We start from the raw sequence: 25,803 nt of genomic DNA on the forward strand, positions 1-25,803 counted from the left end.
AAAAATGCCTGTGTCCGTGGAGGCTAACCGGAAAAGGAACTAAGAATGGCACTGCCTGATTTCAGCATGCGCCAGCTTTTGGAAGCTGGCATTCACTTCGGCCACCAGACCCACCGCTGGAACCCGAAGATGGCGCCTTACATCTACGGCGCCCGCAACAACATCCACATCATCGACCTGTCGCAGACGGTGCCTTTGCTGCACCAGGCTCTGAAGCAGGTTTCCGACACCGTTGCCAAGGGCGGTCGCGTGCTGTTCGTCGGTACCAAGCGCCAGGCTTCGGATATCGTCGCTGACGCGGCGCAGCGTTCGGCCCAGTATTATGTCAATTCGCGTTGGCTCGGCGGCATGCTGACCAACTGGAAGACGATCTCGAATTCGATCCAGCGCCTGCGCAAGCTCGACGAGATGCTGGCCGGTGAGGCCCAGGGCCTGACCAAGAAGGAACGCCTGAACCTCGACCGCGAGCGCGAGAAGCTCGACAAGGCGCTCGGCGGTATCAAGGACATGGGCTCGACCCCCGACCTGATGTTCGTCATCGACACCAACAAGGAAGCGATCGCCATTCTCGAGGCCAAGCGCCTCGGCATTCCGGTCGTTGCCATCATCGATTCGAACTGCGATCCGGACAAGATCGACTTCCCGATCCCCGGTAATGACGACGCGGCGCGCGCCATCCAGCTCTATTGCGACCTGATCGCCAAGGCTGCTATCGACGGCATCGCCCGCCAGCAGGGCGCGCTCGGCGTCGACATCGGCGCCTCGGTCGAAGCTCCGGTCGAACCGGCGCTTGATCCGGCTCCGGCCCCGGCTGCGGACGCTCCGGAAGCTTGACAGTCGAAGGCCGGTTGCGGCCTTCATCATTCTCATATTTGGCACGCTAGACGGACGCATCACCGAGTACCGGTGGTGCGTCGGTGCATTTAAAACAAAGAGGCGACAATGAGCATTTCGGCTGCACAGGTCAAAGAACTCCGCGACTTGACCGGCGCGGGCATGATGGACTGCAAGGCGGCGTTGACGGAGACCAACGGCAACATCGAAGAGGCCGTCGACTGGCTGCGCAAGAAGGGCATTTCCAAGGCCGACAAGAAGGCTGGCCGTACTGCCGCCGAAGGCCTGATCGGCGTCGACTCCGGCGTCCGCGAGGCCGCCATCGTCGAGGTTAACTCCGAGACCGATTTCGTGGCCCGCAACGAGCAGTTCCAGGAGATCGTTCGCAATGTCGCCAAGGTCGCGCTTGCTTATGGCACGACGGAGGCTGTCTCTGCCGCAAAGTATCCGGGTTCGGACAAGTCGGTCACTGACACCATCAAGGACGCCGTTGGCACCATTGGCGAGAACATGAGCTTCCGCCGTTCGGCCAAGCTCACCGTCCCGCACGGTGCTGTCGCAACCTACGTCCACAATGCGGTTGCCGATGGTCTTGGCAAGCTCGGCGTTCTGGTCGCGATCGAGACCACGGGCAATGAGCATGCCGCCAACGCCTTTGGCCGCCAGGTCGCCATGCATGTCGCCGCCACCAACCCGCTGGCGTTGACCGCCGAGCAGATCGATCCGGCAGCGGTCGAGCGCGAGAAGGCGATCTTCGCCGACCAGGCGCGCCAGTCCGGCAAGCCGGAAGCGATCATCGAAAAGATGGTCGAAGGCCGCCTGCGCAAGTTCTACGAGGAAGTCGTGCTCCTCAAGCAGGCCTTCGTGCTCAATCCCGACATCACTGTCGAGCAGGCGCTGAAGGATGCCGAGAAGGATATCGGCGCTCCGGCCAAGATCTCCGCCTATCTGCGCTTTGCGCTGGGCGAAGGCATCGAAAAGGAAGAGACCGATTTCGCGGCGGAAGTCGCGGCGGCGGTGAAGAAGTAGTTTTAAAATAGCCCCTGAAAAGGGCTTCTCAGCTCAGGCAACTCGGCCGGGTGTCCGCAAGGATGCTCGGCCGATTTCTTGTGCGGTGTCGATGAAGGCCCTGAGCTTTGGCGCCATCGACGCCCGGCGCGGGAAGTAGAGGAAGAGGCCGGGCTCCTCGATCGCCGTTTGCGGCAGGATCTGAACGAGGCGGCCGGCTGCCAATTCCGCGCGCACCAGCGGCTCGAACACATAGGTCAGCCCGACGCCGGCAAGCGCAAGGTCGATCGCGGCCAGCGAATCGGTGACGATGACCGTACCCTTCGTCTCGGCCACGACATCCTTGCCGTCCTCGGTCAGGTCCCAGCGATAGAGTGCGCCGGAGCGCACAAGCCGGTAGCCGATGCAATTGTGGTCCGAAAGATCCGCCACACCGCGCGGACGGCCATGCCGGCCGACATAGGCGGGGGAGGCGACGATCACGGCGTTGAATGGCGGCGTCAGCCGGACCGTGACCATGTCCTGTGCGATCATCTCGCCCAGCCGGATGCCGGCATCGAAACCCTCGCCGACAATGTCCACCAGCCCCTGATCGGTGAGCAATTCGATGGTCACATCAGGATAGCGTTCAGCCATCGCGGCGACCACGGGAGTGACGGCAAGTGGAACGGCAATGTTGGGAACGTTCAACCTGAGCAAGCCGGAGGGCCGGCCCTTGATGGCGCGGATACGGTCCATCCGGTCGGCGATATCCTGGAGAGCAGGGGCTGCCGTCTCCACCAGCGCCTTGCCGGCTTCCGTCAGCGAGACGCTGCGCGTGGTGCGCGCAAACAGCGGCTGGCCGATCCGCTCCTCCACGAGGCGCACCGCATGGCTGACGGCGGATGGCGACATGCCCAGTTCGGCCGCGGCAAGCGCAAAGCCGCCGCGTCGGGCAACGGCGACGATGACAGGCAAATGACTGAGCAGATCCCGGTCCATTCATGCATGATATCGCATAGTCCTTGCGAACACTTCAATCTTCTCGATGCCGACGGGCTGACCCATATTGCCATCACCGATGCACAAAGGAGAAGAGAGATGGATGCCTTGAAACACGCTACCTTCGCCGCAGGCCTTGCCCTAGCGCCGGTCGATGCCGGCGGCGCCGAGCCGTCCGGTTGGCGCGCGCTCGCCGACGAACGCGCCGTCATCCGCATCGCCGATGCCATCGACCGTGCCGTCGATGCGCAGGACTGGAAGCTTGCCCGCTCCTATTTCGCCGACCGTGTCACCGTCGACTTCAGCAGCCTGTCAGGACAGCCTGCCGCCACCATCCCCTCCGACAATCTGATCGGTACCTGGGCCGGCAACCTCAGGGGCAGCAAGACCAGCCTGCATCTGCGCACCAATCACCAGGTGATCTTTGAGGCAGACGCGGCGACCGTCTCTTCGAACGGCTATGCCTGGAACCGGATGGAAGGCAATGGCGACCCGCTGTGGGAAGTCTGGGGCACCTACGAGCACCATCTGGTTCGCTCCGGGACCGGCTGGAAAGTCGACGGCTTCGTTTACCGCGCCACGCATGAGCGCGGCAATCCCTGGGTCAAGATGACGCCTGGCCAGTGAGCCGGCGTCAAGAACTCAGGATAGGAAAAACACCATGACCATGAGCTATTACACACTGGGCAACAGCGGCCTGCGCGTCAGCCGGCTGGCACTGGGCACCATGACATTTGGCACCGAATGGGGCTGGGGCGCGGACAGGGAAACCGCGCGCGCCATGGCCGACGCCTATGTCGCGGCCGGCGGCAATTTCTTCGACACCGCCGACCTCTACACCGGCGGCACAGCCGAAACCTGGCTCGGCGAATTCATCGCCGAGCGAGGCTTGCGCGACAGAGCGGTGATCGCCACGAAATTCACCTTCAACGCGGAGCCCGGCAATCCGAACGCCGGCGGCAATGGCCGCAAGAACATCTTGCGCGCCGTGGACGCTTCCCTGAAGCGGTTGGGCACTGATTATATCGACCTCTACCTCCTGCATGTCTGGGACGGGCTGACGCCGGCCGAGGAGGTCATGCGCACGATGGATGATCTCGTGCGTGCGGGCAAAATTCGCCATGTCGGCCTGTCCGATGTGCCGGCCTGGTATGCTGCCCGCGCGCAGACGATCGCCGAGTGGCGCGGCTACGAGCCGGTGTCGGCCCTGCAGCTTGAATATTCGCTGGCGGAGCGTTCGATCGACAATGAGTTCGTGCCCTTCGGCACCCGCCATGGCGCAGGAATCATGGTGTGGAGCCCGCTGGCCAGCGGGCTGCTCAGCGGCAAGTACCGGCCGACGCAGGAAGGCCATGCCGGCCGGCTCGACCGCTTTCGCAACACCACTCATCCGGGGTTCCAGAAGTTCACCGAGCGCAACTGGGCGATCGTGGCGGAGCTCGAAAAAGTTGCCGCCGAACTCGGGCGCAGCATGGCGCAGGTCGCGCTCAACTGGGTGGCAACGCAACCGGGCATCGCCACCGTGATTCTTGGCGCCACCAAGCTGGCGCAGTTGCAGGACAATCTGGCGGCGTTGGATTTCACTTTACCCGCCGAGCTTCGCGCGCGGCTGGATACGGTCAGCAAGACACCGCCGCCATTCCCGTACGCCTATTTCGGGTCCGACATACAAGCCCGGGTTACCGGCGGCGCCGTGACCGGCGACAAGCCGTTGGGCTATGCGCCGCCGCTGCTGGTCGAGGGCGACGCCGTCAGCATCACCAGCAACTGAGGGGCCGCGACGGGAAGGCGGAATTGGGCGAGGGGCGCCGCGTGACATCGCGGCGCCCTTCGTGTATCGGAACTCGGCATCGCGCCAGCGGCGGCGTCCGCGCGAGGGCGGCCTGCCCAGGCTGCCACACGCAACAATGACGAGGTCCAGATGACGGCAAAGCCCCTCTATCGACGTGTCCTGCTGAAAGCGTCGGGCGAAGCGTTGATGGGCGAGCAGCATTTCGGCATCGATGTCTCGGTGGTCGACCGAATCGCCGCCGACATCGCCGAAGCCCGCGCACTTGGCATCGAGGTCGGCGTCGTCATTGGCGGCGGCAATATCTTTCGCGGCGTGGCGGTGGCATCCAAGGGCGGCGACCGCGTCACCGGCGACCACATGGGCATGCTGGCCACCGTCATCAACTCGCTGGCGCTGCGCACTTCGCTGAACAAGATCGGCGTCGACGCCGTCGTGCTGTCGGCCATCGCCATGCCCGAACTGTGCGAGAGTTTCTCCCAGCGCCAGGCCACCGCCTATATGAACCAGGGCAAGGTCGTCATTTTCGCCGGCGGCACCGGCAATCCGTTCTTCACCACCGATTCGGCCGCGGCCTTGCGCGCCGCCGAGATCGGCGCCGACGCGCTGTTCAAGGGCACCCAGGTCGACGGCGTCTATTCGGCCGATCCCAAGAAGGATCCGAATGCGACCCGCTTCGAGCGCATCAGCCATGCCGAAGTCATCAACAAGGGCTTATCGATCATGGATACCGCCGCAATTGCACTTGCGCGCGAAAACAACATCCCGATAATCGTCTATTCGATCCACGAAAAAGGTGGTTTCGGCGATATTCTGCGGGGCGGCGGCCGTTGCACGATCGTCGCCGACGAGTGACCCGGAGTATACTCTCCTAAAAAGGGGATCAGTTTTCGAAAGCGGGTCCGAATATAGGCCCTAAGCACTGAACCCGGATCAAACGGGTCGAGGAGACTAAGATGAGTGGTGAGTTCGACGACCTCAAGCGGCGCATGGATGGCGCGATCGCCGCCTTCAAGCACGATCTGGCTTCGCTGCGCACCGGCCGTGCCTCCAGCAATCTGCTCGATGCCATCCAGGTCCAGGCCTACGGCACCACCATGCCCATCAACCAGGTGGCCAACGTGTCGGTACCGGAGCCGCGCATGATTTCGGTTTCGGTATGGGACAAGTCGATGGTCGGCGCGGTCGACCGTGCGATCAGAGAATCCAATCTCGGCTTCAATCCGATCGTCGACGGCACCAATCTCAGGATTCCGCTGCCCGAGCTCAACGAGCAGCGCCGCAAGGAACTGGTCAAGATTTCGCATGGCTACGCCGAGAACGCCCGCGTCGCGGTGCGCCATGTCCGTCGCGACGGCATGGATTTCTTGAAGAAGGCGGAAAAGGACGGCGACATCAGCGAGGACGATCAGCGCAAGCGCTCCGATCAGGTTCAGAAGCTGACCGACGAGACGATCAGCACCATCGATCACCTGCTTTCCGATAAGGAAGCTGAAATCATGCAGGTTTAGGGTCGGCCCACACCGGCCCGAAAGCGAGACCATGGCAACGCCCGCGCACGTCGCGATCATCATGGATGGAAACGGACGCTGGGCCAAGGCGCGCGGCATGCCGCGGCTTGCCGGCCATCGCGCCGGCGTCGAGGCGTTGCGCAAGACGGTGCGCGCCGCGCCGGGTCTCGGCATTTCCTTCCTGACCGTCTATGCCTTCTCGTCGGAAAACTGGTCGCGGCCCAAGGCCGAAGTCAGCGATCTGATGGGGCTGTTGAAGCTGTTCATCCGCCGCGATCTGGCCGAACTGCACCAGAACGGCGTGCGCGTCAGGATCATCGGTGACAGGGCGGGGCTGCAGCCGGACATCAGGGGCCTGCTCGAAGAGGCCGAATCGCTGACTGCGCGCAATGAATCGCTGACCTTGGTCATCGCCTTCAACTATGGCGGGCGCGACGAGATCGTGCGCACGGCACGCAAGCTCGCAGCCGCAGTGGCGCGCGGCGAGATCGACGCAGAGGCGATCACGGCAGACACTTTTGCCGGCGCCCTCGACACCGCAGGCATTCCCGATCCGGAGCTGGTCATCCGCACCAGTGGCGAGCTTCGGCTGTCGAACTTCCTTCTGTGGCAGGCAGCCTACAGCGAATTGGTTTTTCTGCCTTGCTACTGGCCTGACTTCAGCCGCGAACACCTGGCCGACGCATTGCGCGATTTCGCTGGCCGCGAGCGCCGTTTTGGCGGGCTTGCCGCTCAAGATGTCGCTGCCTCGTGATCGGCGGCGGGATGAACAATCTTCAGCTTCGCATCGTCTCGGCGCTGGTGCTGGCCGCAATAGCGCTTGGCCTGACCTGGTTGGGAGGGCTGTGGTTCCGCCTGCTTTGCGCCGTGATATCGGCGGTCATCTTCTATGAATGGGCGCGCATGTCGCGCCCCTTGGCCGGTGCGACCCTCGGCTTCATTCCCGAAGCGCTGCTTCTGGTTTTCGTCGTCGCCCTGGTTGCAGGCGTGCCGGCATCGTGGCTTCTGTCTCTTGTCCTGGCCATGGTTGTGGTCGCTGCTGTCGGCGCCCGTATGCGTGGGGCGGCGCAATGGGATGCAGCCGGTCTTGCCTACGCGGCTTTGTCCGGCTTATCGCTGGCGCTGCTGCGCGGCGGCGACCATCCCGGCCTGATCGCAATCCTGTTTCTGTTCGCCGTGGTCTGGGCGACCGACATCTTCGCCTATTTCGTCGGCCGCTCCGTCGGTGGGCCCAAGCTCGCGCCATCTATATCCCCCGGCAAGACGCAGAGCGGCGCGCTTGGCGGCGCTGTCGGCGGCGTGGCCGCCGGCGTGCTTCTGGCTGCCGCCGCCGGGGCCGGCAATCTTGGCGTCCTCGCCTTGGTTGCGCTGGTGCTGTCGATTGTTGCCCAGGCTGGCGATCTCTTCGAATCCTGGGTCAAGCGCCGCCACGGCCGCAAGGATTCAAGCGCGTTGATACCCGGGCATGGCGGTGTCATGGACAGGGTGGACGGGCTTGTCGCGGCGGCTTTTGCCCTATACGTGATCGGCTGGATTTCGGCGGGCGCCGATCATCCGGCGCAGGGGCTGTTTCCGGCTTGAGTGATATTTCACGGCGAAGAAATGGCGCACGCCACGGATTCGCCTGGATTGATGTCACAGTCGCGGCGACACCTTTTGCCGCGGGTGAATTTGAGGGCATGACTTGAACGAAATTCTTCACGCGTTTTTCAGCACGGAAGGCTTTGTCCTCGGCACGCTGGTGCCGTTTCTGTTCGTGCTGACCGTGGTCGTCTTCATTCACGAAATGGGCCATTACCTGGTCGGCCGCTGGTGCGGCATTGGCGTGAAGGCCTTTTCGATCGGCTTCGGCCCCGAACTTCTCGGCTTCAACGACAGCCACGGCACGCGCTGGAAGCTCTGCGCCATACCGCTCGGCGGTTATGTCAAATTCGTCGGCGACATGAGCGCCACGTCGAGCCAGCCGAGTTCGGAAGATCTGGAAACGCTGACTGACGCTGAACGCAAGGTCGCCTTCCACACGCAACCCATCTGGAAACGCGCCGCCACGGTGGTGGCCGGACCGCTGTTCAACTTCCTTTTGACCATTGCCGTCTTTGCCGTGCTGTTTTCCCTCTATGGCCGCCCTGTGTTTGAGCCGATGGTGGCGGCGGTCACCGCCGGCAGTCCAGCCGCAAGGGCCGGCATTTTGCCAGGCGACCGATTCGTCGCCGTCGACGGCAGCAAGGTTGAGACCTTCGCCGACGTCCAGCGCCTAGTTTCGGGCCGCGGCGGCGACGCCATCACCTTCACCATGTTGCGCGACGGCAAGGAGGTCACGGTCGTCGCGACGCCGGAGCCGATGGAGCAGCTGGACGCACTGGGCAACAAGGTCAAGGTGGCCGTCATCGGCGTCGTCAACAACAAGGATGTCGGCCAGCCCAGGCTGATCACCTACAGCCCTGTCGGAGCAGTCGGCGCCGCGGTCGAGGAGACGGGGCACGTCATTCAGCGCACCGGCCAGTTCCTGCAGCGATTCGTTGTCGGCCGCGAAGACAAATGCCAGCTGGGCGGCCCGATCAAGATCGCCAAGATGTCGGGGCAGGCGGCAAAGCTGGGCTTCCTATGGCTGGTGCAACTCGTCGCCGGCCTGTCGGTCGGGATCGGAATTCTGAACCTTTTGCCGATTCCCCCCCTCGACGGCGGCCATCTCCTGTTCTACGCACTCGAAGCCGTTTTCCGGCGTCCGGTATCGGAGCGGATGATGGAAATGGGATACCGGGCCGGCCTCTTTCTGGTGCTGGGATTTATGGGCTTCGTCTTCTGGAACGATCTGTTTGGGTGCTGAAATCATGAAGAAATTTGGCTTCAGCACCGGCAATGTTGAGACGCCGTTTACCATGCACGGGGGTATGCGTGACGCGAAAGCCACGCATCAGGGTTAAGTAATTACAAATTAACCAGAAGCCTTGCGTGTAGGGAAAATCCGGTTAATACGGTAGGAGAAATTACCGCACGTCCGGTTTTCTCGCCGTGGGGACTTCGAGAAAAGGTACAAAAGCCCGATGAAGGCAGCATCCAAATTTTTGAGCGCCGCGTCCGCGGTGGCTATGTCCGCCGCTCTGGTTGTACCAGGTGCGCTCGCCGTGCAGTTCGTTGCCACATCTGCGGCGCAGGCAGCCGTTGTCTCGAGAGTCGAGGTCAGCGGCAACCAGCGTGTCGACGCCGACACCATCCGCAACTACATCACGATCAAGCCGGGCAAGGCGTTTTCCAGCGCCGATATCGACGATGCGGTCAAGGCGCTGTTCGGCACCGGGCTGTTCTCGGACGTGCAGATCAATCAGGTCGGTTCGACGCTGGTGGTCAAGGTTGCCGAATATCAGGTCGTGAACCAGGTTCTGTTCCAGGGCAACAAGAAGCTCAAGGACAATGCGCTGGCAATCGCCGTGCAGTTGAAGCCACGCGGAACGTTCTCGCAGGCAACGCTGGACTCCGATGTCGAGGCGGTGAAAGCTGCCTACAAGCGAATTGGCCGCGACGATGCCGCCGTGACGACGCAGATCATGGACCTCGGCGACAACCGCGTGAACGTGGTCTTCAACATCAACGAAGGCGGCCGCACCAAGATCGCCGCAGTCAATTTCGTCGGCAACAGCGCCTATTCGAGTCGCCGCCTGTCCGACGTCATCGCCACCAAGCGCTCAAGCTTCCTGTCCTTCGTGCTGCGTGACGACGTCTATGACGAGGACAAGCTTCGCGCCGACCAGGAATCGCTTCGCCGCTTCTATTACAATCACGGCTATGCTGACTTCCAGGTGGTCTCTGCTGTCGGCGAGCTCGACGACACGACCAACCAATACACCGTTACCATCACCGTCCAGGAAGGGGACCGCTATACGTTCGGCGACGTCAGCGTCGAGAGCACCATTCCCGAAGTCGACTCGAAGGCGCTGGAATCGGTGGTTCAGACCCACAAGGGCGACGTCTACAACGCCAAGGATGTCGAGGACACCATCATCGCGCTGACCGAGAAGGTGGCGGGTTCTGGTTATGCCTTCGCCCAGGTGACGCCGCGCGGCGACCGTAACTTCGAGAATCACACCATTTCGGTCGTCTACACGATCGACCAGGGCACCAAGGCCTATGTCGAGCGCATCGAAATCCGCGGCAACGACCGCACGCGCGACTATGTCATTCGGCGCGAATTCGATGTCAGCGAAGGCGACGCCTTCAACCAGGTTCTCATTCAGCGCGCGAAGAAGCGGCTGGAAGCGCTGGATTATTTTGAGAAAGTCGACATTTCGACTGTTCCGGGTTCCGAGCCTGACCAGGTCGTGCTTGTGGTCGACGTGGTCGAGAAGTCGACTGGTGAGTTCTCGATCGGCGCCGGTTATTCGACCGGTGGCGAGACTGCCGGTCCGTCCGTCGAGGGATCGGTTGCGGAGCGCAACTTCCTCGGTCGCGGCCAGTACATCAAGGTCTCGGCCGGCGGCGGCAAGAATTCGCGCGACTACAGCCTGTCCTTCACCGAGCCCTATTTCCTCGGGCGCCGTATCGCCGCCGGTTTCGATATCTTCCAGCAGACGCGAAATTATTCGGACTACGACAGCGAGACGCTGGGTGCGACGGTTCGCTTCGGCCTGCCGATCACCGATAATATCTCGACGCAGCTAGCGTACAATATCGCGCAGGAAAAGTATAAATATGATGATGACTGCTTGACCAGCGGCACCTATGATCCCTCGAAATGCGACGTTTCTGCCGCAATTCGAGAGGGTATTGATGAAAGCCCTTGGATCAAATCGTCCGTCAGTCTCGGCTTGGTCTACAACACCATAGACGACATGAAGAGCCCGCATGAAGGCATCTACGCCACCACGACTGTGGAAGTGGCCGGCCTTGGTGGCGATGCCAAATTCGTCAAGGTTACCGGTCGCGGCACCGTCTACCAGACTCTATCAGAACAGTTGGATCTGGTCGGCCTGATCTCCGGCGGTGCTGGCCATATCGCGGGCTATGGCGATAATGGACTGCGTATCTTCGATCAGTTCAAGAGCAGCGACCGCATGATCCGCGGCTTCGAGTATGGTGGCATTGGCCCTGTGGATATTGCAACAGGTGACCACCTCGGCGGCACCACCTATTTCAATGCTTCGGCGGAAGCTCAGTTCCCGATACCGGTCATTCCGGAAAGCTTTGGCGTGCGTGGCGCTGTGTTTGCTGATGCCGCCACACTGTACGGCAGCAAGATTGATACTCCTGGCGTCACTCAGGCCTCGGTTGATATGAAGTTGCGCGCGTCGGTTGGTGTCGGCTTGTTGTGGTCATCGCCCTTCGGCCCGATCCGCATCGACTACGCGATGCCCGTCAAGAAGGAAAAGACCGACGACGTGCAGGAATTCAACTTCGGCATGTCGAGCCGCTTCTGATCTTGCGGTAACGATGCTTCCGGGCCGTTGGGGTCCGGAAGAGAATTGATCCGACCTAGCTGGATATTGCTTCTGGAATGACCGATCCGGTGTTCTTCGCGCCATCACGCCGGTATACGGCCGGCGAAGTCGCGAATCTGACCGGCGCATCGCTTGTCGATTCCGATCTTGCCCACATATCGATCGATGCGTTGGCGCCAGCCAACGAAGGCGGCGAGGGTGCGCTCGTCTTCGTCGACGGCAAGCGCAATTTCGCGCTGATGCAGTCGCTGAAAGCGGCGGCCGTGTTTTGTCCCGCCGAGTTCGCCGGCAAGGCGCCGGCCGGCATTGCGGTTCTGGTGCATCCGCGCCCGCAGCAGGCCTTCGCCATGATCGGCCGGCTGCTGTTCCCGACAGCGGCTACGCCGGGTCCGATGACCAGCGAAACCGGGGTCTCGCCGCAAGCTCATGTCGATACCACGGCGCATATCGAGGCAGGCGCGATCATCGAGGCCGGAGCCGTCGTCGGCCCGCGTGCTTGCATCGGCAGCGGAACGGTCATTGCCCCCCACGCCGTTATCGGTCCGTCATGCCAGATCGGCCGCGACGGCTATATCGGACCAGGTGTCAGCGTCCAGTACGCGCTGATCGGCAACCGCGTCATCATTCATGGCGGCGCCAGGATCGGCCAGGACGGCTTCGGCTTTGTCGGCGGCGCCAAAGGCCCTGAGCGTGTGCCGCAGGTCGGCCGCGTCATCATTCAGGACGATGTCGAAATCGGCTCGAACACGACCGTCGATCGCGGCGCCATGTCGGATACGGTCATCGGTCAGGGGACCAAGATCGACAATCTGGTGCAGATCGCCCATAACGTTCGCATCGGCCGCAATTGCATTATTGCCGGGCTCTCTGGTATTTCCGGCTCCGTCACCGTCGGCGACGGTGTCACCATGGGCGGCGGCGTTGGCCTTGCCGATCATTTGACCATCGGATCAGGGGCCAAGCTTGCTGCAAGAAGCGGGTTCATGAGCAACGTGCCGGCGGGCGAGATCTGGGGAGGCTATCCGGCGCAGCCGATGGCGGAAGCCATGCGCGAGATCGCCATGCTGAGGAAGCTCGCCAGGACGCGCAAGCAGGGCGAAGGGGGAAGTAGCTGAGATGGTGCCGGCGACGCTCGAAGCGGTCGATATATTGGGGTTGATGAAGCTTTTGCCGCATCGCTATCCGTTCCTGATGATCGACCGCATCATCGAAATCGACGGCAATGATTCTGCCATCGGCATCAAGAACGTGACCATCAATGAGCCGCATTTCCAGGGCCATTTCCCGGACCAGCCGGTGATGCCGGGCGTGCTCATCGTCGAGGCCATGGCGCAGACCGCCGGCGCGATCTGCATCCGTAACCTCAACACGGAAAAGCCGTCGCTGGTCTATTTCCTGACCATCGACAACGCGAAATTCCGCAAACCGGTCGTCCCAGGCGACCAGTTGAAGATCCACGTCAAGAAAATCAAGATGCGCGGCAACCTGCTCAAATTCGCCTGCGAGGCCATGGTGGAGGGCACAAAGGCCGCCGAAGCCGAGATCTCGGCAATGATGGTTACCGGCTGACGGTTCGAAATGCTCATGAAAATACAGACTTCAATCCACCCCTCGGCCGTCATCGAGGCCGGCGCGCAGATCGGCGAAGGCGCCTTCATAGGACCTTTCTGCTATGTCGGCGCTGACGCCGTGATCGGTGACCGCGTCGAACTGGTCAGCCATGTCTCGGTGCTGGGCGCGACAACCATTGGCGCCGCGACCAAGGTCTATCCAATGGCGACACTGGGCGGACCGCCGCAGAACACCAAGCACAAGGGCGGCCGCACCACTTTGGTCATCGGCCAGAACTGCACGATCCGCGAAGGCGTGACCATGCATCTCGGCACCGATTCCAGCCGCGGCGAGACGACCGTCGGCGACAACGGCAATTTCCTTGCCTATGCCCACATCGCTCACGATTGCGTCGTGGGCAAAAACGCCACCTTCGCCAATGGCGCGACCCTGGGCGGCCATTGCGAGGTCGGTGACAGCGTTTATATCGGCGGCCTCAGCGCCGTTCATCAGTTCGTGCGTGTTGGTGACAACGCCTTTCTCGGCGGCTGCTCGGCTTTTGTCGGCGATGTCATTCCCTACGCCATTGCGGTGGGCAATCGCGCCAGCCTGCGTGGACTCAACATCATCGGCCTGAAGCGCGCCGGGTTGCCGCGCGCCGAAATCTACCTGCTGCGCAAGGCTTACAAGACCATCTTCGACCGCTCCCGCACTGTCGGCGAGAACATCGAATTCGCCAAGGCCGAGTTTGCGTCGTCGCCGACGGCCATGAAAATCATCGATTTCATCACCAGTCGCGGCAAGCGGCATTTTGCCGTCCCGTCGCTTAAGGGTGGCGACGGCGACGATGCCGATGACGAAGGCTGAGGCCACTTCAACGGGCCTCGATCTTGCGCCGGACGCCAGGGTCGGCATCATTGCCGGCGGCGGTAGCTTGCCGGTCGAAGTTGCCGCCGGCCTGGCGGAGGCCGGACATCCGCCCGTCATCATCCTGGTCGAAGGTCAGGCCGACCGTCAGTCCGACCTCACAATCTATGAGCATGAAAGCCTTGCGCTGGAAGACATCGGCTCGCTGGTTGCGTTGCTGAGGCGCCGGCGGATCACCCATCTTGTGCTTGCCGGCGAGATCAGGCGCAGGCCGCGGTTGGTCGACATGCGCCCGAGCCTTGGGCTATTGGCGCTTATACCCTCGCTCGCCATGGCGCTTGCCCGCGGCGATGACGGGCTGTTGAAGATATTGACCCGCGGCCTGGAGGCACGGGGCGTCAAGGTTGTCGGTGCGCATGAAGTCGTGCCCCGGCTCGTCGCGGCCGAAGGGCCGCTGACCAAAGCAGTGCCGCGAAAGTCCGACTGGCGCGATATCGAGGCGGCACACGCGGCGGCAAAGGCCATCGGCGCGCTCGACATTGGTCAGGCGGCAATTGCCATCGGTGGCCGCACTGTTGCCCTGGAAGGCGTCGAGGGCACCCACGGACTGCTCGAGCGGACGCAGCAGTTGCGCGGCCATGGCAGGCTGGCCGGCAAGACGCGCGGTGTCCTGGTCAAATGCGCCAAGCCTGGCCAGGAATTGCGTGCCGATCTGCCATCTATTGGCCCCCAGACCGTCGAGGCGGCGCATGCCGCGGGGCTCGCCGGCATTGCCGTCGAAGCCGGCCGTTCGCTCATCCTCGAAGGCCCCGCCGTTGTCGCGCGCGCCAATGCGCTCGGCCTGTTCGTGTTCGGCCTGCCGGCTGCGGAGTCTGTCCATGGCAGCTGAGAAGCCGCTGAAGATTGCCATCGTCGCCGGCGAAGAATCCGGCGACCTGCTGGGCGCCGACATCGTGCAGGCGCTGAAGCGCATGACCGGGCGCGAGGTGCAACTCGTCGGCACTGGCGGGCGGCATCTGCAGGTGCTCGGACTGGCGCCGCTGTTCGACGGCGCCGAGATCGCGCTGATGGGGCTCAGCGCCATCCTGCGTGACTTGCCGCGCCTGATGCGGCGGATCAGCCAGACGGCGAGCGTTGTCGCCGCCGAAAAACCCGACTGTCTGATCACCATCGACAGCCCCGATTTCTCGCTGCGCGTCGCCAAAAAGATCCGCGCCGCCGATCCGTCGATCCCGATCATCCATTATGTCTGCCCGAGCGTCTGGGCGTGGCGGCCGGGCAGGGCGGCCGCGATGAAGCCCTATGTCGACCACATACTGTGCATCCTGCCTTTCGAGGTAAAGGAGCTCAGCCGCCTCGGCGGCCCGCCCGGCACTTACGTCGGACATCGCCTCACGCATGATCCAGGCGTGCTGGGCGCGGCCAGGGCGCAAGCCCAGCCACGCGATCTCTCGGCCGATCACGTCAAGACGCTGCTCGTCCTGCCAGGGTCGCGGCGCGGCGAGGTGAGCCGGCTCATCGGTCCGTTCGGCGAGACGGCGTCGGCGCTTCGCGCGCGCGGCCACCGGCTGCGGCTGTTGCTGCCGACGGTGCCGCATGTCGCCGAACTGGTCAAAACATCGGTGGCGCGCTGGGATCAGGAGCCGGAAGTCATCCTCGATCCCGAGCGCAAGTGGCAGGCCTTCGGCAAGGCCGATGCGGCGCTGATTGCGTCTGGAACGGTGTCACTGGAACTGGCGTTGTCGGGTGTACCGATGATCTCTTGCTACAAGTTCGATCCGATCATGCTGATGGCGCAGAGCCTGATCACGGTGTGGAGCGCTGCTTTGCCCAACCTTATCGCCGACCGGCCGGTCGTGCCGGAAAGCTACAACCAGTATGTGCGGCCGCACTATCTGGCGCGGCAGCTCGAGGCACTGTTTTCAGACACCGCCTACCGCGCTTGGCAAAAGGACGGCTTTGGCGAGGTTGCCAGACGCATGGCCACCGACAGGCCCTCCGGCGACATCGCCGCCGATGTCGTTCTTCGCCACATCGGGAGAGCGAATAGGGCTTAGTAAGGAGTGAACGGTGAATAGTGAATAGTGAATAGTGAATAGTGAATAGTGAATAGTGAATAGTGAATAGGATTAACGCGCTCTCGCCTATAATCAAGCTGCTACTTACTACCTGCTACTTACTACCTGCTATTCGCTACTTACCATTCACCATTCACCCTCTTTCACCTTTTCGCAATCGGCACGTAGTCGCGTTCCGGCGCGCCGGTATAGAGCTGGCGCGGGCGGCCGATCTTCTGGTGCGGGTCCTCGATCATTTCCTTCCACTGCGCGATCCAGCCGACGGTGCGCGCGACCGCGAACAGCACGGTGAACATGGTGGTGGGGAAGCCCAGCGCCTTCAGCGTGATGCCGGAATAGAAATCGACGTTCGGATAGAGCTTCTTTTCGATGAAGTAGGAATCGGTCAGCGCGATCTTTTCCAGCTCCATGGCGATGTCGAGCAGCGGATCGTCCTTGATGCCGAGTTCGCCCAGCACTTCATGCGCCGTCTTCTGCATGATTTTCGCACGAGGATCGTAGTTCTTGTAGACGCGATGGCCGAAGCCCATCAGCCGGAACGGATCGTTCTTGTCCTTGGCGCGGGCGATGAATTCCGGGATGTGGTCGACATGGCCGATTTCTCCCAGCATGTTGAGCGCCGCCTCATTGGCGCCGCCATGCGCCGGGCCCCACAGGCAGGCGATGCCGGCGGCGATGCAGGCGAACGGATTGGCGCCCGACGAGCCTGCAAGCCGCACGGTCGAGGTCGAGGCGTTCTGTTCGTGGTCGGCATGCAGGATGAAGATGCGCTCCATGGCGCGCGCCAGCACCGGATTGATCTTGTATTCCTCGCACGGCACCGCAAAGCACATATGCAGGAAGTTGGCGGCGAAGTTCAGCTCGTTCTTCGGGTAAATGAAGGGCTGGCCGATATGGTATTTGTAGGCCATGGCCGCAATCGTCGGCATCTTGGCGATCAGCCGCATCGAGGCGACCATGCGCTGATACGGATCCGAAATATCGGTGGAGTCGTGATAGAAGGCCGACAGCGCGCCGACCACGCCGCACATCACAGCCATCGGATGCGCGTCGCGGCGAAAGCCGGTGAAGAAGCGCGACATCTGCTCATGCACCATGGTGTGGCGCGTTACCCGGTAGTCGAAATCGTCCTTCTGCGCCTTGGTCGGCAGTTCGCCGTAGAGCAGGAGGTAGCAGACTTCGAGGAAGTCGCCATGCTCGGCCAGCTGGTCGATGGGGTAGCCGCGGTGAAGCAGGATGCCGGCATCGCCGTCGATGAAGGTTATCGCCGACTCGCAGCTCGCCGTCGAGGTGAAGCCGGGATCGTAGGTGAAGGCGCCGGTGGTGTTGTAGAGCGCACCGATGTCGATGACGTCGGGCCCGACCGAGCCGCTTCGCACCTTGAATTCATGCGTCTTGCCGGCCAGTTCGAGCGTGGCAGTCGACGGGTGCGTCGTCTTGCTGCCGGGTTCCAGTCTTGTCGCAGCTTCGCTCATTCTCAAACTCCTTCATGTTCCTCATGCCGGCAAGGCAATTCCTGCAAACGACACGTCGAAATCACCGGAATGCGCGAACTCGCCACCGCATTTTAGGAGGTGCGTGCCAGATTGGGCCAAGGCCTAATGTTGCACTGCGAAACCCGCCTTTCAATGCCAATCTTTTTGGGCCAGCTCGCTCCTAATCGATTTGATCCGCAATCCGCGCCAGGCTTTCCTCGCGGCCAAGCACGGCAAGCACGTCGAACACGCCGGGCGAGGTGCTACGGCCGGTAAGGGCCGCCCGGAGCGGCTGGGCCACGGCGCCGAGCTTGTGGCCGCCGGCCGCTGCGAACTCGCGCACCGCGGCTTCAGCCGCGGCAGCCGACCAATCGCCCGAAACAGTCTGCAAAGCGGCATGTGCGCCGCGCAGGATAGCGCGCGCGTCGGCACTGAGCAGTGCTGCCGCCTTCTCGTCGATCGGCAGCGGCCGCTCGACGAACAGGAAGGCCGCGCCATCGGCCAGTTCCACCAGCGTCTTGGCGCGCTCTTTCAGGCCCGGCAAGGCGGCCAGCAGCTGCGCCTTCCTGGCGTCGTCGAGACGGGCGGCGATAGCAGATCCGCCTTCGAGGTATTGCAGAGTGGCGACGAAAATGTCGAACAGCTCGGTATCGGCCATCTTGCGCATATGCGCGCCGTTGATCGACTCGAGCTTGGCGAAGTCGAAGCGCGCCGCACTCTTGTTGACATCGCCGATGTCGAACCACGAGATCATGTCCTTGATCGACATGATCTCGTCGTCGCCATGGCTCCAGCCGAGCCTTGCCAGATAGTTGAGCAGTGCCTCGGGCAGATAGCCCATGGCGCGATAAGCCTCGACACCGAGTGCGCCGTGCCGCTTCGACAGCTTGGCGCCGTCGGCGCCGTGGATCAGCGGGATATGCGACATCGACGGGACGTCCCAGCCCATCGCGTTGTAGATCACCGTCTGGCGCGCGGCGTTGGTCAGATGGTCGTCGCCACGGATGATGTGGGTGACGCCCATGTCATGGTCGTCGACGACGACGGCATGCATGTAGGTCGGATTGCCGTCCGAGCGCAGGATGATGAAATCGTCGAGGTCCTTGTTGGGGAAGCGCACCTCGCCCTGCACACGGTCGTGCACCACGGTTTCGCCCTCGGTCGGCGCCTTGATGCGGATGGCGCCCTTGACGCCGGGAGGCGCCTCCGAGGGGGCACGATCGCGCCACTGGCCGTTGTAGCGCGGCGGCAAGCCCTTGGCGCGTGCGGCCTCGCGCATCGCCTCGAGCTCGGCAGGCGTCTCGTAGCTGTAATAGGCCTTGCCCAGGCGCACCAGCTCCTCGGCCACCTCACGGTGGCGCGGCGCGCGCTCGAACTGCGATATGGCCTCACCGTCCCAGGAAAGGCCGAGCCAGGTCAGCCCATCCAGAATGGCCTGTGTCGCCGCCTCGTTGAAGCGTTCGCGGTCGGTGTCCTCGATGCGCAGCACCATCGTGCCGCCGGTGTGCTTGGCGTACAGCCAGTTGAACAGTGCGGTGCGCGCGCCGCCTATATGCAGATAGCCGGTGGGCGAGGGGGCAAAACGGGTGACGACCGTGTCGGACATGGAACTCTCGGGAACCTTGGAAAGCGGGGCGTGATCGCGCAGACTTTCGCGCTTTGCGCGTTCATGTAGCATAGGAGGTCTGGGGCGCAAGGGGCAGACCCGATGGCTGGACGAGGCCGGGGCACGTCGGCAATTATCGGTTGCGTCAACGGGCGCCGGAGCCTTGTAGCACAAAATCTGTTCGCACCTCCGCGCAACCTCATTTGGCAGCAGCGTCAATGTCTGGGTTCCATTCGGCTGCAGCGTCCGTCACAGTGCCTGGAACATCGCTGCGACGGTGGTAGCCCCCTCTGACGAGCGGACATTTCTTCACGGAGGCGGACTGCCCGACTACAACGCCGCCGTGACAGCGTTGGCTTGGTCACGCATATTGACCTTTCTGCAATCATTATCGTGAACACCGCAACTGTGTGCAGTCCGGTCTCGCCACTAAGGAGGCAAGATTGAAAGAAGGACTACCGATGACCAGAAACGCCGACCCTACGGAGGGTGATCCGTTCTACCATGGTACCCGGGCGGATTTGAAACCGGGGGATCTGCTGAGCGTCGGCCACCCTTCCAATTTCAGAGGTAAACCACTGTCATGGGTCTATTTCACCCAGACACTTGAAGCCGCCATCTGGGGAGCAGAGCTTGCAACGGGTGACGGTCGTCAAAGGATTTACATCGTAAAGCCGACGGGGTTTTTCATGGATGACCCTAACCTGACCGATAAAAAATTTCCCGGTAATCCGACGAAATCCTACCGCTCCCGTGAGCCGTTGCTCATCCTGGGGGAGCTCGCTGAATGGCAGGGTCATACACCCGAACAATTGAAGGCAATGCGCGATGGGCTTGCTCGCCTGAGGGCGGAGGGCCGGGATATGATTGAGGATTGAGCGTCCTTGGCGAGTGATGGTCAATTCCGGCGCGGTGGACGCGACCGCACGGACTTTCGCGCTTTGCGCGTTCATGTAGCATAGGAGGTCTGGGGCGCAAGGGGCAGACCCGATGGCTGGACGTGGCCGGGGCACGAAGGAAGGCGAAGGCGCCGAGGCAAGCGTCAGCGAACGCTCGCTGTTTGCCGATAGTCCCTATGCCGAGCCGCTGCCCCTCGCGCTGCCTGAGCCGCATCCCGGCGTCGCGCCTGCGCTGCCCGGTCACGCCTTGCCGGCGCAAGTCACAGCGCCCGGATCTATCGCCCGTCTGCGCAGACGGCTTCGCCGTCCGTCATGGCCCGCGCTCCGCCGCAGCCTTGCCGTGGCCGCCAACACGGAGCTCGACCGGGGCGTCGCCTTCCTGCTGGTGCCGGTTTTCCTGGCGGCCGGCGTCATCATTTATTTCTCGCTGGCCGGCGAGCCCGGCTTTGCGCAGCCAATCGCCATTGTGGTGCTGGCGACATGTTGCGCTGTCGCCACGCGACCTCGGCCGAGGACGCATCTGTTCTGCATGGCCGCGATGCTGTGCGCGCTCGGCGTCGTCGCCGCCAAAGTCGAGACCTGGCGCGCCGGAACGCAGATGCTCGGCTCCGAGATCCAGACACGGCTGACCGGCCGCGTCGTCAGTCTCGAACAGATGGAGAGCGGGCGCATCAGGCTGACGCTTGACGTGGTTTCGACCGCTTACCCCAAGCTGCGCTACGCCCCGGAGCGGGTCAGGCTCTCGGCGCGGACCGTTCCCGCCGATATGACCGCCGGCTCCCTGATCACCGGCTATGCCAGGCTGTTGCCGCCGACCGGTCCGGTGCGGCCGGAGAGCTACGATTTCTCCTTCGACAGCTATTTCACCGGTATCGGCGGCAGCGGCTTCTTTCTCGGCAATCCGAAAACCATTGCTACGCAGGGACCGCCGCCGCTGGCCGCGCGGCTCTCCTCGGCAATCGAGAACGCGCGCGAAAACATTGCCGACCATATCAGGGGCAAGATCGGCGGCGCCGAAGGCGAGATTGCCGCGGCGTTGATTGTCGGGGTGCGCGCCGGCATCCCGGACGAGGTCAACGAAGCGATGCGGCGCACCGGCATCTACCACATCATCTCCATCTCCGGCCTGCACATGGCGCTGGTTGCCGGCACCATCATGGCGTTGCTGCGTGGCGCCTTTGCGCTGTTTCCCGATTTCTCTTCGCGCCGCCCAGTCAAGAAATATGCAGCAGTGGCAGCACTCGTCTCCATCGCCGCCTATCTCGTCATTTCAGGCGTCGTGGTTGCCGCCGAGCGCAGCTTCATCATGCTGGCGGTCATGCTTGTCGCCGTGCTGTTTGATCGCGCCGCACTCACCATGCGCAATCTGGCGATCTCCGCCATTGCCGTCATCCTGGTGTCGCCGCACGAGGTGGTCGGTCCCAGCTTCCAGATGTCGTTTGCCGCCACCGCCGCCCTTGTCGGCGCCTATGCCGGCTGGGCCGATTACCGCGCCGACAAGGTGAGAACGCCGCCGGCAAAGCGCTCCTTCGTCGGCTTCCTGTCGCGAAAATTCGCGCTGGCCATGGGCGGCCTCGCCATGACCTCGATCATCGCCGGCAGTGCAACCTTGCTGTTCGCCATCTGGCATTTTCAGCGTGTGTCGCCGCTCAGCCTGATCGCCAATCTGGCCGTGATGCCGATTGTTTCGTTGATCGTCATGCCCTTTGCCGTGCTCAGCGCACTGGCGATGCCGTTCGGCGCCGACGGGCCGTTCCTCTATGTGATGGGCAAGGGTCTGATGGCGATGATCGCTATATCGGCCTGGATTTCCGAGCGCTCGCCGGTCGACGCCGTCGGGCTGATCTCCATTCGCTCGGTGCTGTTGGTGGCGGTCGCCCTCGTCATCGCCACCATGGCCACCACCTGGCTCAGGTTGGCGGCCGTGCCTTTCGCGCTGGCCGGCCTGTTGACGGTGCCGCAGGTGCTTACGCCCGACGTGCTCATATCCGAGGATGCGCATCTGGTGGCCATGCCGATCGGTGGCGGCGAACTCGCCCTCAACCGCGAACGCTCCAACGAATTCACCACGGACAATTGGAAACGGGCGCTGCGGGCCGAAACCATTATCCCACCTGAGATTTTCGAGGCAACAGATACGCGGTTCGATCTCGATCCGCTCGATCTGCCGCCCGGCTCGCCCTTCTATTGCACCGGCGATCTCTGTATCGCCCGGCACCCTTCCGGAGCCATTGTAGCGCTTGCGAAAGACCGCAAGACGGCGCGGCCGGCCTGTGCCTTCGCGAGCCTGATCGTCATCGATGACGCCACCGCTTACAATCCGTGCCGCGACCCGCTGGTGCTGGTCGTGACGAAGAAACAGCTGGCCCGCGACGGCAGCGCCGCCGTCTTCTTCGATCCGCAATCGGCAGCTGCAGCGCCAACCATCCGCTTCGCCGTCGACAAGCCGTATCGCCCCTGGCACGAGCAACGCCGCTTCTCCCGCGAAGCGCGCGGCCTGCCGCCTTACAACCAGCGTGAAAAGTACAAACCCAAGCCGGCTCAGTAGCGCCGGATCAATCCGACAAGCTTGCCCTGCACCTTCACCCTGTCCGGTCCAAAAATGCGGGTCTCGTAGGCCGGGTTGGCGGCTTCCAGGGCGATCGAGGCGCCCTTGCGGCGGAAGCGTTTCAGGGTCGCTTCCTCATCGTCGACCAACGCCACCACGATCTCGCCGGGGCTGGCTGTGTCGGCATTGCGGATGATGACCGTGTCGCCATCGAAAATGCCGGCCTCGATCATCGAATCGCCCTTGACCTCGAGCGCGTAGTGTTCACCGCCCATGATCATGTCGGGCGGCACCGAGATCGAATGGGTCTGATGCTGGATGGCGTCGATCGGCACACCGGCAGCAATGCGTCCCATCACCGGGATCGACACCGCCGAAACGGCGTCGTCATTGCCGGCCGACATCGAACGCGACGGCGAGCCCGGCTTGATCTGGCGACCGATACCGCCTTGGCCCATCGCGCCTTGTCCTTGGCCGCCTTGCCCTTGGCCGGTTTGACCAAGACTGCCCTGAATGACGCTCGGCGAAAACTTCCTCGCCGCATTGAGGCCTGGTGCGATCGAGTCGGGCAGCCGCAGCACTTCCAGCGCGCGCGCCCGGTTCGGCAGCCGGCGAATGAAACCGCGCTCCTCAAGCGCCGTGATCAGGCGGTGGATGCCGGACTTGGAGGCGAGGTCAAGCGCTTCCTTCATCTCATCGAAGGACGGCGGGATTCCGCTCTCCTTCAGGCGTTCATGGATGAACATCAGAAGCTCATGTTGTTTGCGCGTCAGCATCGCGGCCCCCAGGGGTTCTGAAACCAGAATCAGAAAAAACAAACCCAGAACAAACACTATCTGTTCCAGTTGTGTTCCGCAACCTTTTAAAGTTTAATGAATGTGTTGACGTTTTGTTCAGCGTGACGTTCGGCACCGCGAGCGGCGCTCGTAGTCGTTGGCCGGCAACGGGGTGAAACGAAGACAAAGTGCCCTGCGTCGTCGGCTACGATCGCCGCTTCCTTTTCGGACGGGGCTGCGCAGCATCCGCGCCGGGTTCACTCTGGGCATAGACCTGCAGCGTGTAGCCGATGTGAGCGGTCATCAGAGTTTTCGCACGTTCGACGTCGCGATCGAGGGCCGCTTCCATCAGGGCGGTATGGTGTTCGATCGCCACGGCGTCGCGCAGGGCCGCCACGGCCTTCCGGTGGCCATCCGTGCGGCCGGCGGCGGCGCGCAGCGTCGGGGCCAGACCCAGAAAGCGGTGATGGCGATGCAATTGGTCGGAAATCGTCGCATTGAAGCGCAGCAGCCAGCTGGATGTCGCGGCACTGAGCAGCGCCGCATGGAAGGCATCGTGTTTTTCGTACCACGCGTCGACCGCATCATCCGATGGATCGTCGAGAACAGACCCGCACCGTGAGAGACGATAGTGGGCGGCAACGACCGCGTCTTCCCACTCACGGTCGCCCTCCTCGATCGATTCCACCAGCAGGGGCAGTTCGACCACCAGCCGCGCACGCGCCAAATCCTCGAGCTCCGCCCGAGAGACGGGAGCGACCGCAAACCCGCGGTTGCTGATGGCGGTCACAAGCCGTTCCGCCTCCAGCCGCGACAGCGCCTCGCGCAACGGCGTCCAGCCGATGCCGTAGGTGTTGCGCAGCGTGCTCAGCTTCAACGGCGCGGCAGGCGCCAGCCGGGTCGCAAGAATATCGCGCCTGAGCAGGCGATAGGCCGCTTCCGTCTTCGAGGTCTGCTCGTCATCCAGCATCGTGATCCATCAGACATAAACGCTCGGCGGATCATTATATATCAAAGCCTTTCAATGGGTGAATTATATATAATGTTTGACAGTTCAAGGGCGACCACTCAAGATCGCCGGCATGTTTGGGCGGCAGGCTCCGCCGCGCGCGTTTGTCCATGGAGGGGCGCCGGATCATGAGCACGACACCCGATCTCGCTACAATCGAAGCAATGGATGCCGCCGATCCGCTGCGCTCCATGCGCGAACGCTTTGTCTTGCCGCAAGGCGTGATTTATCTCGACGGCAATTCCCTGGGCGCCGCGTCAGCGGTCGTCTTCAGCGAACTGCAGCAGGCCGCCACGCAGGAATGGGCGCACGACCTCATTCGCGCCTGGAACACCGCCGGCTGGTTCAACATGCCGGTGGAACTCGGAGATCAGCTCGGGCGACTGATCGGCGCGGCTGATGGGCAGACGGTGGTCTGCGACACAACCTCGATCAACATCTACAAGCTGCTGCACGCAGCGCTCGGCATGCGGCCGGATCGGTCGGTCATCGTTGCCGAGGGCGACAGTTTCCCGACCGACCTCTACATGGCCGAAGGCGTCGCCTCGACCCGGCCGGGAACGCGGCTGCGGCTGGAGGGCGTCGACGCGGCCGCAATCGAGGAGCTGATCGACGACAGCGTTGCCGTCATCCTGGTCAACCACGTCAACTACAAATCCGGCCAGTTGCGCGACATGGCGGCGCTGACGCGCAAGGCACATGACGCCGGCGCGCTGATCATCTGGGATCTCTGCCACACGGCCGGCGCCTTGCCGGTCGAACTTGACCGTGCCAATGCCGATTTCGCCGTCGGCTGCACCTACAAATACCTCAATGGCGGCCCGGGCTCGCCAGCCTTCATCTACGCGGCCGAGCGCCACCATGACGATGCCCACCAGCCGCTCAGCGGCTGGTGGGGCCATGCGCGGCCCTTTGCCTTCGAGCAGGGCTTTGCCGTCGGCAGCGGCATTCGCCGCTTCCTGTGCGGAACGCAGCCGGTGCTGTCGATGCGGGCGCTCAAGGGCGCGCTCGATATCTGGAACGACGTCGATATGGCGGCGGTGCGCAGAAAAAGCATCGCGCTGACCGACCTGTTTATCCAGCTCGTCGAAGCCAGATGCGGCGCCTACGGGCTTGAACTGGAAAGTCCTCGCGACGGCAGCCAGCGCGGCAGCCAGGTGTCGTTCCTCCATCCGCATGGCTATCAGGTGATGCGCGCGCTGATCGAGCGCGGCGTGATCGGCGATTTCCGGGCGCCGTCGACCATCCGTTTCGGCTTCACGCCGCTCTATGTCGGATATGGCGATGTCTGGCAGGCGGTCGAAGTCCTGGAGGATATTCTGCGCACCGGCGCCTGGCAGGACGCCCGCTTCGCGGTGAAGACCGCGGTCACCTGAGGAACTAGAGCAATTTCAGGAAAAGTGTGAAGCGGTTTTCCGTCCGCAATTGCGTCAAATCAA

23 protein-coding genes are annotated in these 25,803 nt (G+C 62.8%); 18 read left to right on the forward strand and 5 right to left on the reverse strand.

The window, feature by feature from the left end:
• Positions 1–45: 45 nt before the first annotated feature.
• Together rpsB and tsf are read left to right on the forward strand one after the other, a co-directional pair.
• Positions 46–834 carry a 30S ribosomal protein S2 gene (gene rpsB / locus NKI10_RS10915; RefSeq protein WP_023671022.1) on the forward strand — a complete coding sequence of 263 codons (789 nt, stop codon included), beginning with the start codon at positions 46–48 and terminating at the stop codon, positions 832–834.
• A gap of 108 nt (positions 835–942) precedes the next feature.
• A complete protein-coding gene (gene tsf / locus NKI10_RS10920) occupies positions 943–1,863 on the forward strand; it encodes a translation elongation factor Ts (protein WP_023684688.1) in 921 nt (306 codons plus the stop codon).
• Positions 1,864–1,896: 33 nt separating this feature from the next.
• Here the strand turns inward: tsf and NKI10_RS10925 are convergent, their stop codons facing one another.
• Entirely contained in the window at positions 1,897–2,823 is a 927-nt protein-coding gene (locus NKI10_RS10925; protein WP_352545951.1) for a LysR family transcriptional regulator, read from the reverse strand.
• Between the two features lie 99 nt (positions 2,824–2,922).
• Between NKI10_RS10925 and NKI10_RS10930 the strand changes: the two genes are divergently transcribed.
• From NKI10_RS10930 to lpxB, 13 genes are all read left to right on the forward strand, one after another.
• Complete coding sequence (locus NKI10_RS10930) at positions 2,923–3,450, forward strand: nuclear transport factor 2 family protein (RefSeq protein ID WP_352859865.1); 528 nt, start codon at positions 2,923–2,925, stop codon at positions 3,448–3,450.
• 34 nt (positions 3,451–3,484) lie between these two features.
• Positions 3,485–4,594, forward strand: a complete 1,110-nt coding sequence (locus NKI10_RS10935) for an aldo/keto reductase (protein ID WP_352859867.1) — start codon at positions 3,485–3,487, stop codon at positions 4,592–4,594.
• Between the two features lie 150 nt (positions 4,595–4,744).
• Complete coding sequence (gene pyrH / locus NKI10_RS10940; RefSeq protein WP_023671026.1) at positions 4,745–5,467, forward strand: UMP kinase; 723 nt, start codon at positions 4,745–4,747, stop codon at positions 5,465–5,467.
• 101 nt (positions 5,468–5,568) lie between these two features.
• A complete protein-coding gene (gene frr, locus NKI10_RS10945) occupies positions 5,569–6,123 on the forward strand; it encodes a ribosome recycling factor (protein ID WP_023671027.1) in 555 nt (184 codons plus the stop codon).
• 31 nt (positions 6,124–6,154) lie between these two features.
• Complete coding sequence (locus tag NKI10_RS10950) at positions 6,155–6,877, forward strand: isoprenyl transferase (protein WP_023748403.1); 723 nt, start codon at positions 6,155–6,157, stop codon at positions 6,875–6,877.
• A gap of 11 nt (positions 6,878–6,888) precedes the next feature.
• Positions 6,889–7,704, forward strand: a complete 816-nt coding sequence (locus tag NKI10_RS10955) for a phosphatidate cytidylyltransferase (RefSeq protein WP_023671028.1) — start codon at positions 6,889–6,891, stop codon at positions 7,702–7,704.
• A gap of 103 nt (positions 7,705–7,807) precedes the next feature.
• Complete coding sequence (gene rseP / locus NKI10_RS10960) at positions 7,808–8,950, forward strand: RIP metalloprotease RseP (protein ID WP_023693444.1); 1,143 nt, start codon at positions 7,808–7,810, stop codon at positions 8,948–8,950.
• A gap of 217 nt (positions 8,951–9,167) precedes the next feature.
• A complete protein-coding gene (bamA, locus tag NKI10_RS10965; protein WP_352859869.1) occupies positions 9,168–11,534 on the forward strand; it encodes an outer membrane protein assembly factor BamA in 2,367 nt (788 codons plus the stop codon).
• Positions 11,535–11,611: 77 nt separating this feature from the next.
• Positions 11,612–12,670: a UDP-3-O-(3-hydroxymyristoyl)glucosamine N-acyltransferase gene (lpxD, locus tag NKI10_RS10970; RefSeq protein WP_352859871.1), complete on the forward strand. Its 1,059-nt coding sequence runs from the start codon at positions 11,612–11,614 to the stop codon at positions 12,668–12,670.
• Position 12,671: 1 nt separating this feature from the next.
• The gene (gene fabZ / locus NKI10_RS10975) at positions 12,672–13,124 is read left to right on the forward strand and encodes a 3-hydroxyacyl-ACP dehydratase FabZ (protein ID WP_023684696.1); all 453 of its coding nucleotides are present in this window, start codon (positions 12,672–12,674) and stop codon (positions 13,122–13,124) included.
• 15 nt (positions 13,125–13,139) lie between these two features.
• Positions 13,140–13,973: an acyl-ACP--UDP-N-acetylglucosamine O-acyltransferase gene (lpxA, locus tag NKI10_RS10980; protein ID WP_352652944.1), complete on the forward strand. Its 834-nt coding sequence runs from the start codon at positions 13,140–13,142 to the stop codon at positions 13,971–13,973.
• Positions 13,960–14,862 (forward strand): LpxI family protein, encoded by a 903-nt coding sequence (locus NKI10_RS10985; RefSeq protein WP_023832084.1) that lies wholly within the window; start codon positions 13,960–13,962, stop codon positions 14,860–14,862. The genes lpxA and NKI10_RS10985 overlap by 14 nt, the downstream gene beginning before the upstream one ends.
• Positions 14,852–16,030, forward strand: a complete 1,179-nt coding sequence (lpxB, locus tag NKI10_RS10990) for a lipid-A-disaccharide synthase (RefSeq protein WP_352859874.1) — start codon at positions 14,852–14,854, stop codon at positions 16,028–16,030. The genes NKI10_RS10985 and lpxB overlap by 11 nt, the downstream gene beginning before the upstream one ends.
• 164 nt (positions 16,031–16,194) lie before the next feature.
• Here lpxB and gltA read toward each other — a convergent pair whose 3' ends face one another.
• Together gltA and gltX are read right to left on the reverse strand one after the other, a co-directional pair.
• A complete protein-coding gene (gene gltA / locus NKI10_RS10995) occupies positions 16,195–17,526 on the reverse strand; it encodes a citrate synthase (RefSeq protein ID WP_352859876.1) in 1,332 nt (443 codons plus the stop codon).
• A 181-nt stretch (positions 17,527–17,707) separates the two neighbouring features.
• Positions 17,708–19,132, reverse strand: a complete 1,425-nt coding sequence (gltX, locus tag NKI10_RS11000; RefSeq protein WP_352859878.1) for a glutamate--tRNA ligase — start codon at positions 19,130–19,132, stop codon at positions 17,708–17,710.
• Between the two features lie 461 nt (positions 19,133–19,593).
• On the opposite strand from gltX, the gene arr reads away from it, so the two are divergent.
• Positions 19,594–20,010, forward strand: a complete 417-nt coding sequence (arr, locus tag NKI10_RS11005; protein ID WP_352859880.1) for an NAD(+)--rifampin ADP-ribosyltransferase — start codon at positions 19,594–19,596, stop codon at positions 20,008–20,010.
• Between the two features lie 112 nt (positions 20,011–20,122).
• Entirely contained in the window at positions 20,123–22,579 is a 2,457-nt protein-coding gene (locus NKI10_RS11010) for a ComEC/Rec2 family competence protein (protein ID WP_352859882.1), read from the forward strand.
• On the opposite strand, the gene lexA is transcribed toward NKI10_RS11010, so the two are convergent.
• Complete coding sequence (gene lexA / locus NKI10_RS11015) at positions 22,573–23,355, reverse strand: transcriptional repressor LexA (protein WP_023693449.1); 783 nt, start codon at positions 23,353–23,355, stop codon at positions 22,573–22,575. The two genes, NKI10_RS11010 and lexA, sit on opposite strands and share 7 nt — an antisense overlap.
• Before the next feature lie 205 nt (positions 23,356–23,560).
• Entirely contained in the window at positions 23,561–24,325 is a 765-nt protein-coding gene (locus NKI10_RS11020) for a GntR family transcriptional regulator (protein WP_023688568.1), read from the reverse strand.
• A 167-nt stretch (positions 24,326–24,492) separates the two neighbouring features.
• Here NKI10_RS11020 and kynU point away from each other — a divergent pair, with 167 nt between their 5' ends.
• Positions 24,493–25,740: a kynureninase gene (gene kynU / locus NKI10_RS11025; RefSeq protein ID WP_023696564.1), complete on the forward strand. Its 1,248-nt coding sequence runs from the start codon at positions 24,493–24,495 to the stop codon at positions 25,738–25,740.
• Positions 25,741–25,803 lie beyond the last annotated feature (63 nt).

It is taken from the genome of Mesorhizobium sp. M0802, from assembly GCF_040320115.1.
In the GTDB taxonomy this organism is placed as follows: Bacteria; Pseudomonadota; Alphaproteobacteria; order Rhizobiales; family Rhizobiaceae; genus Mesorhizobium.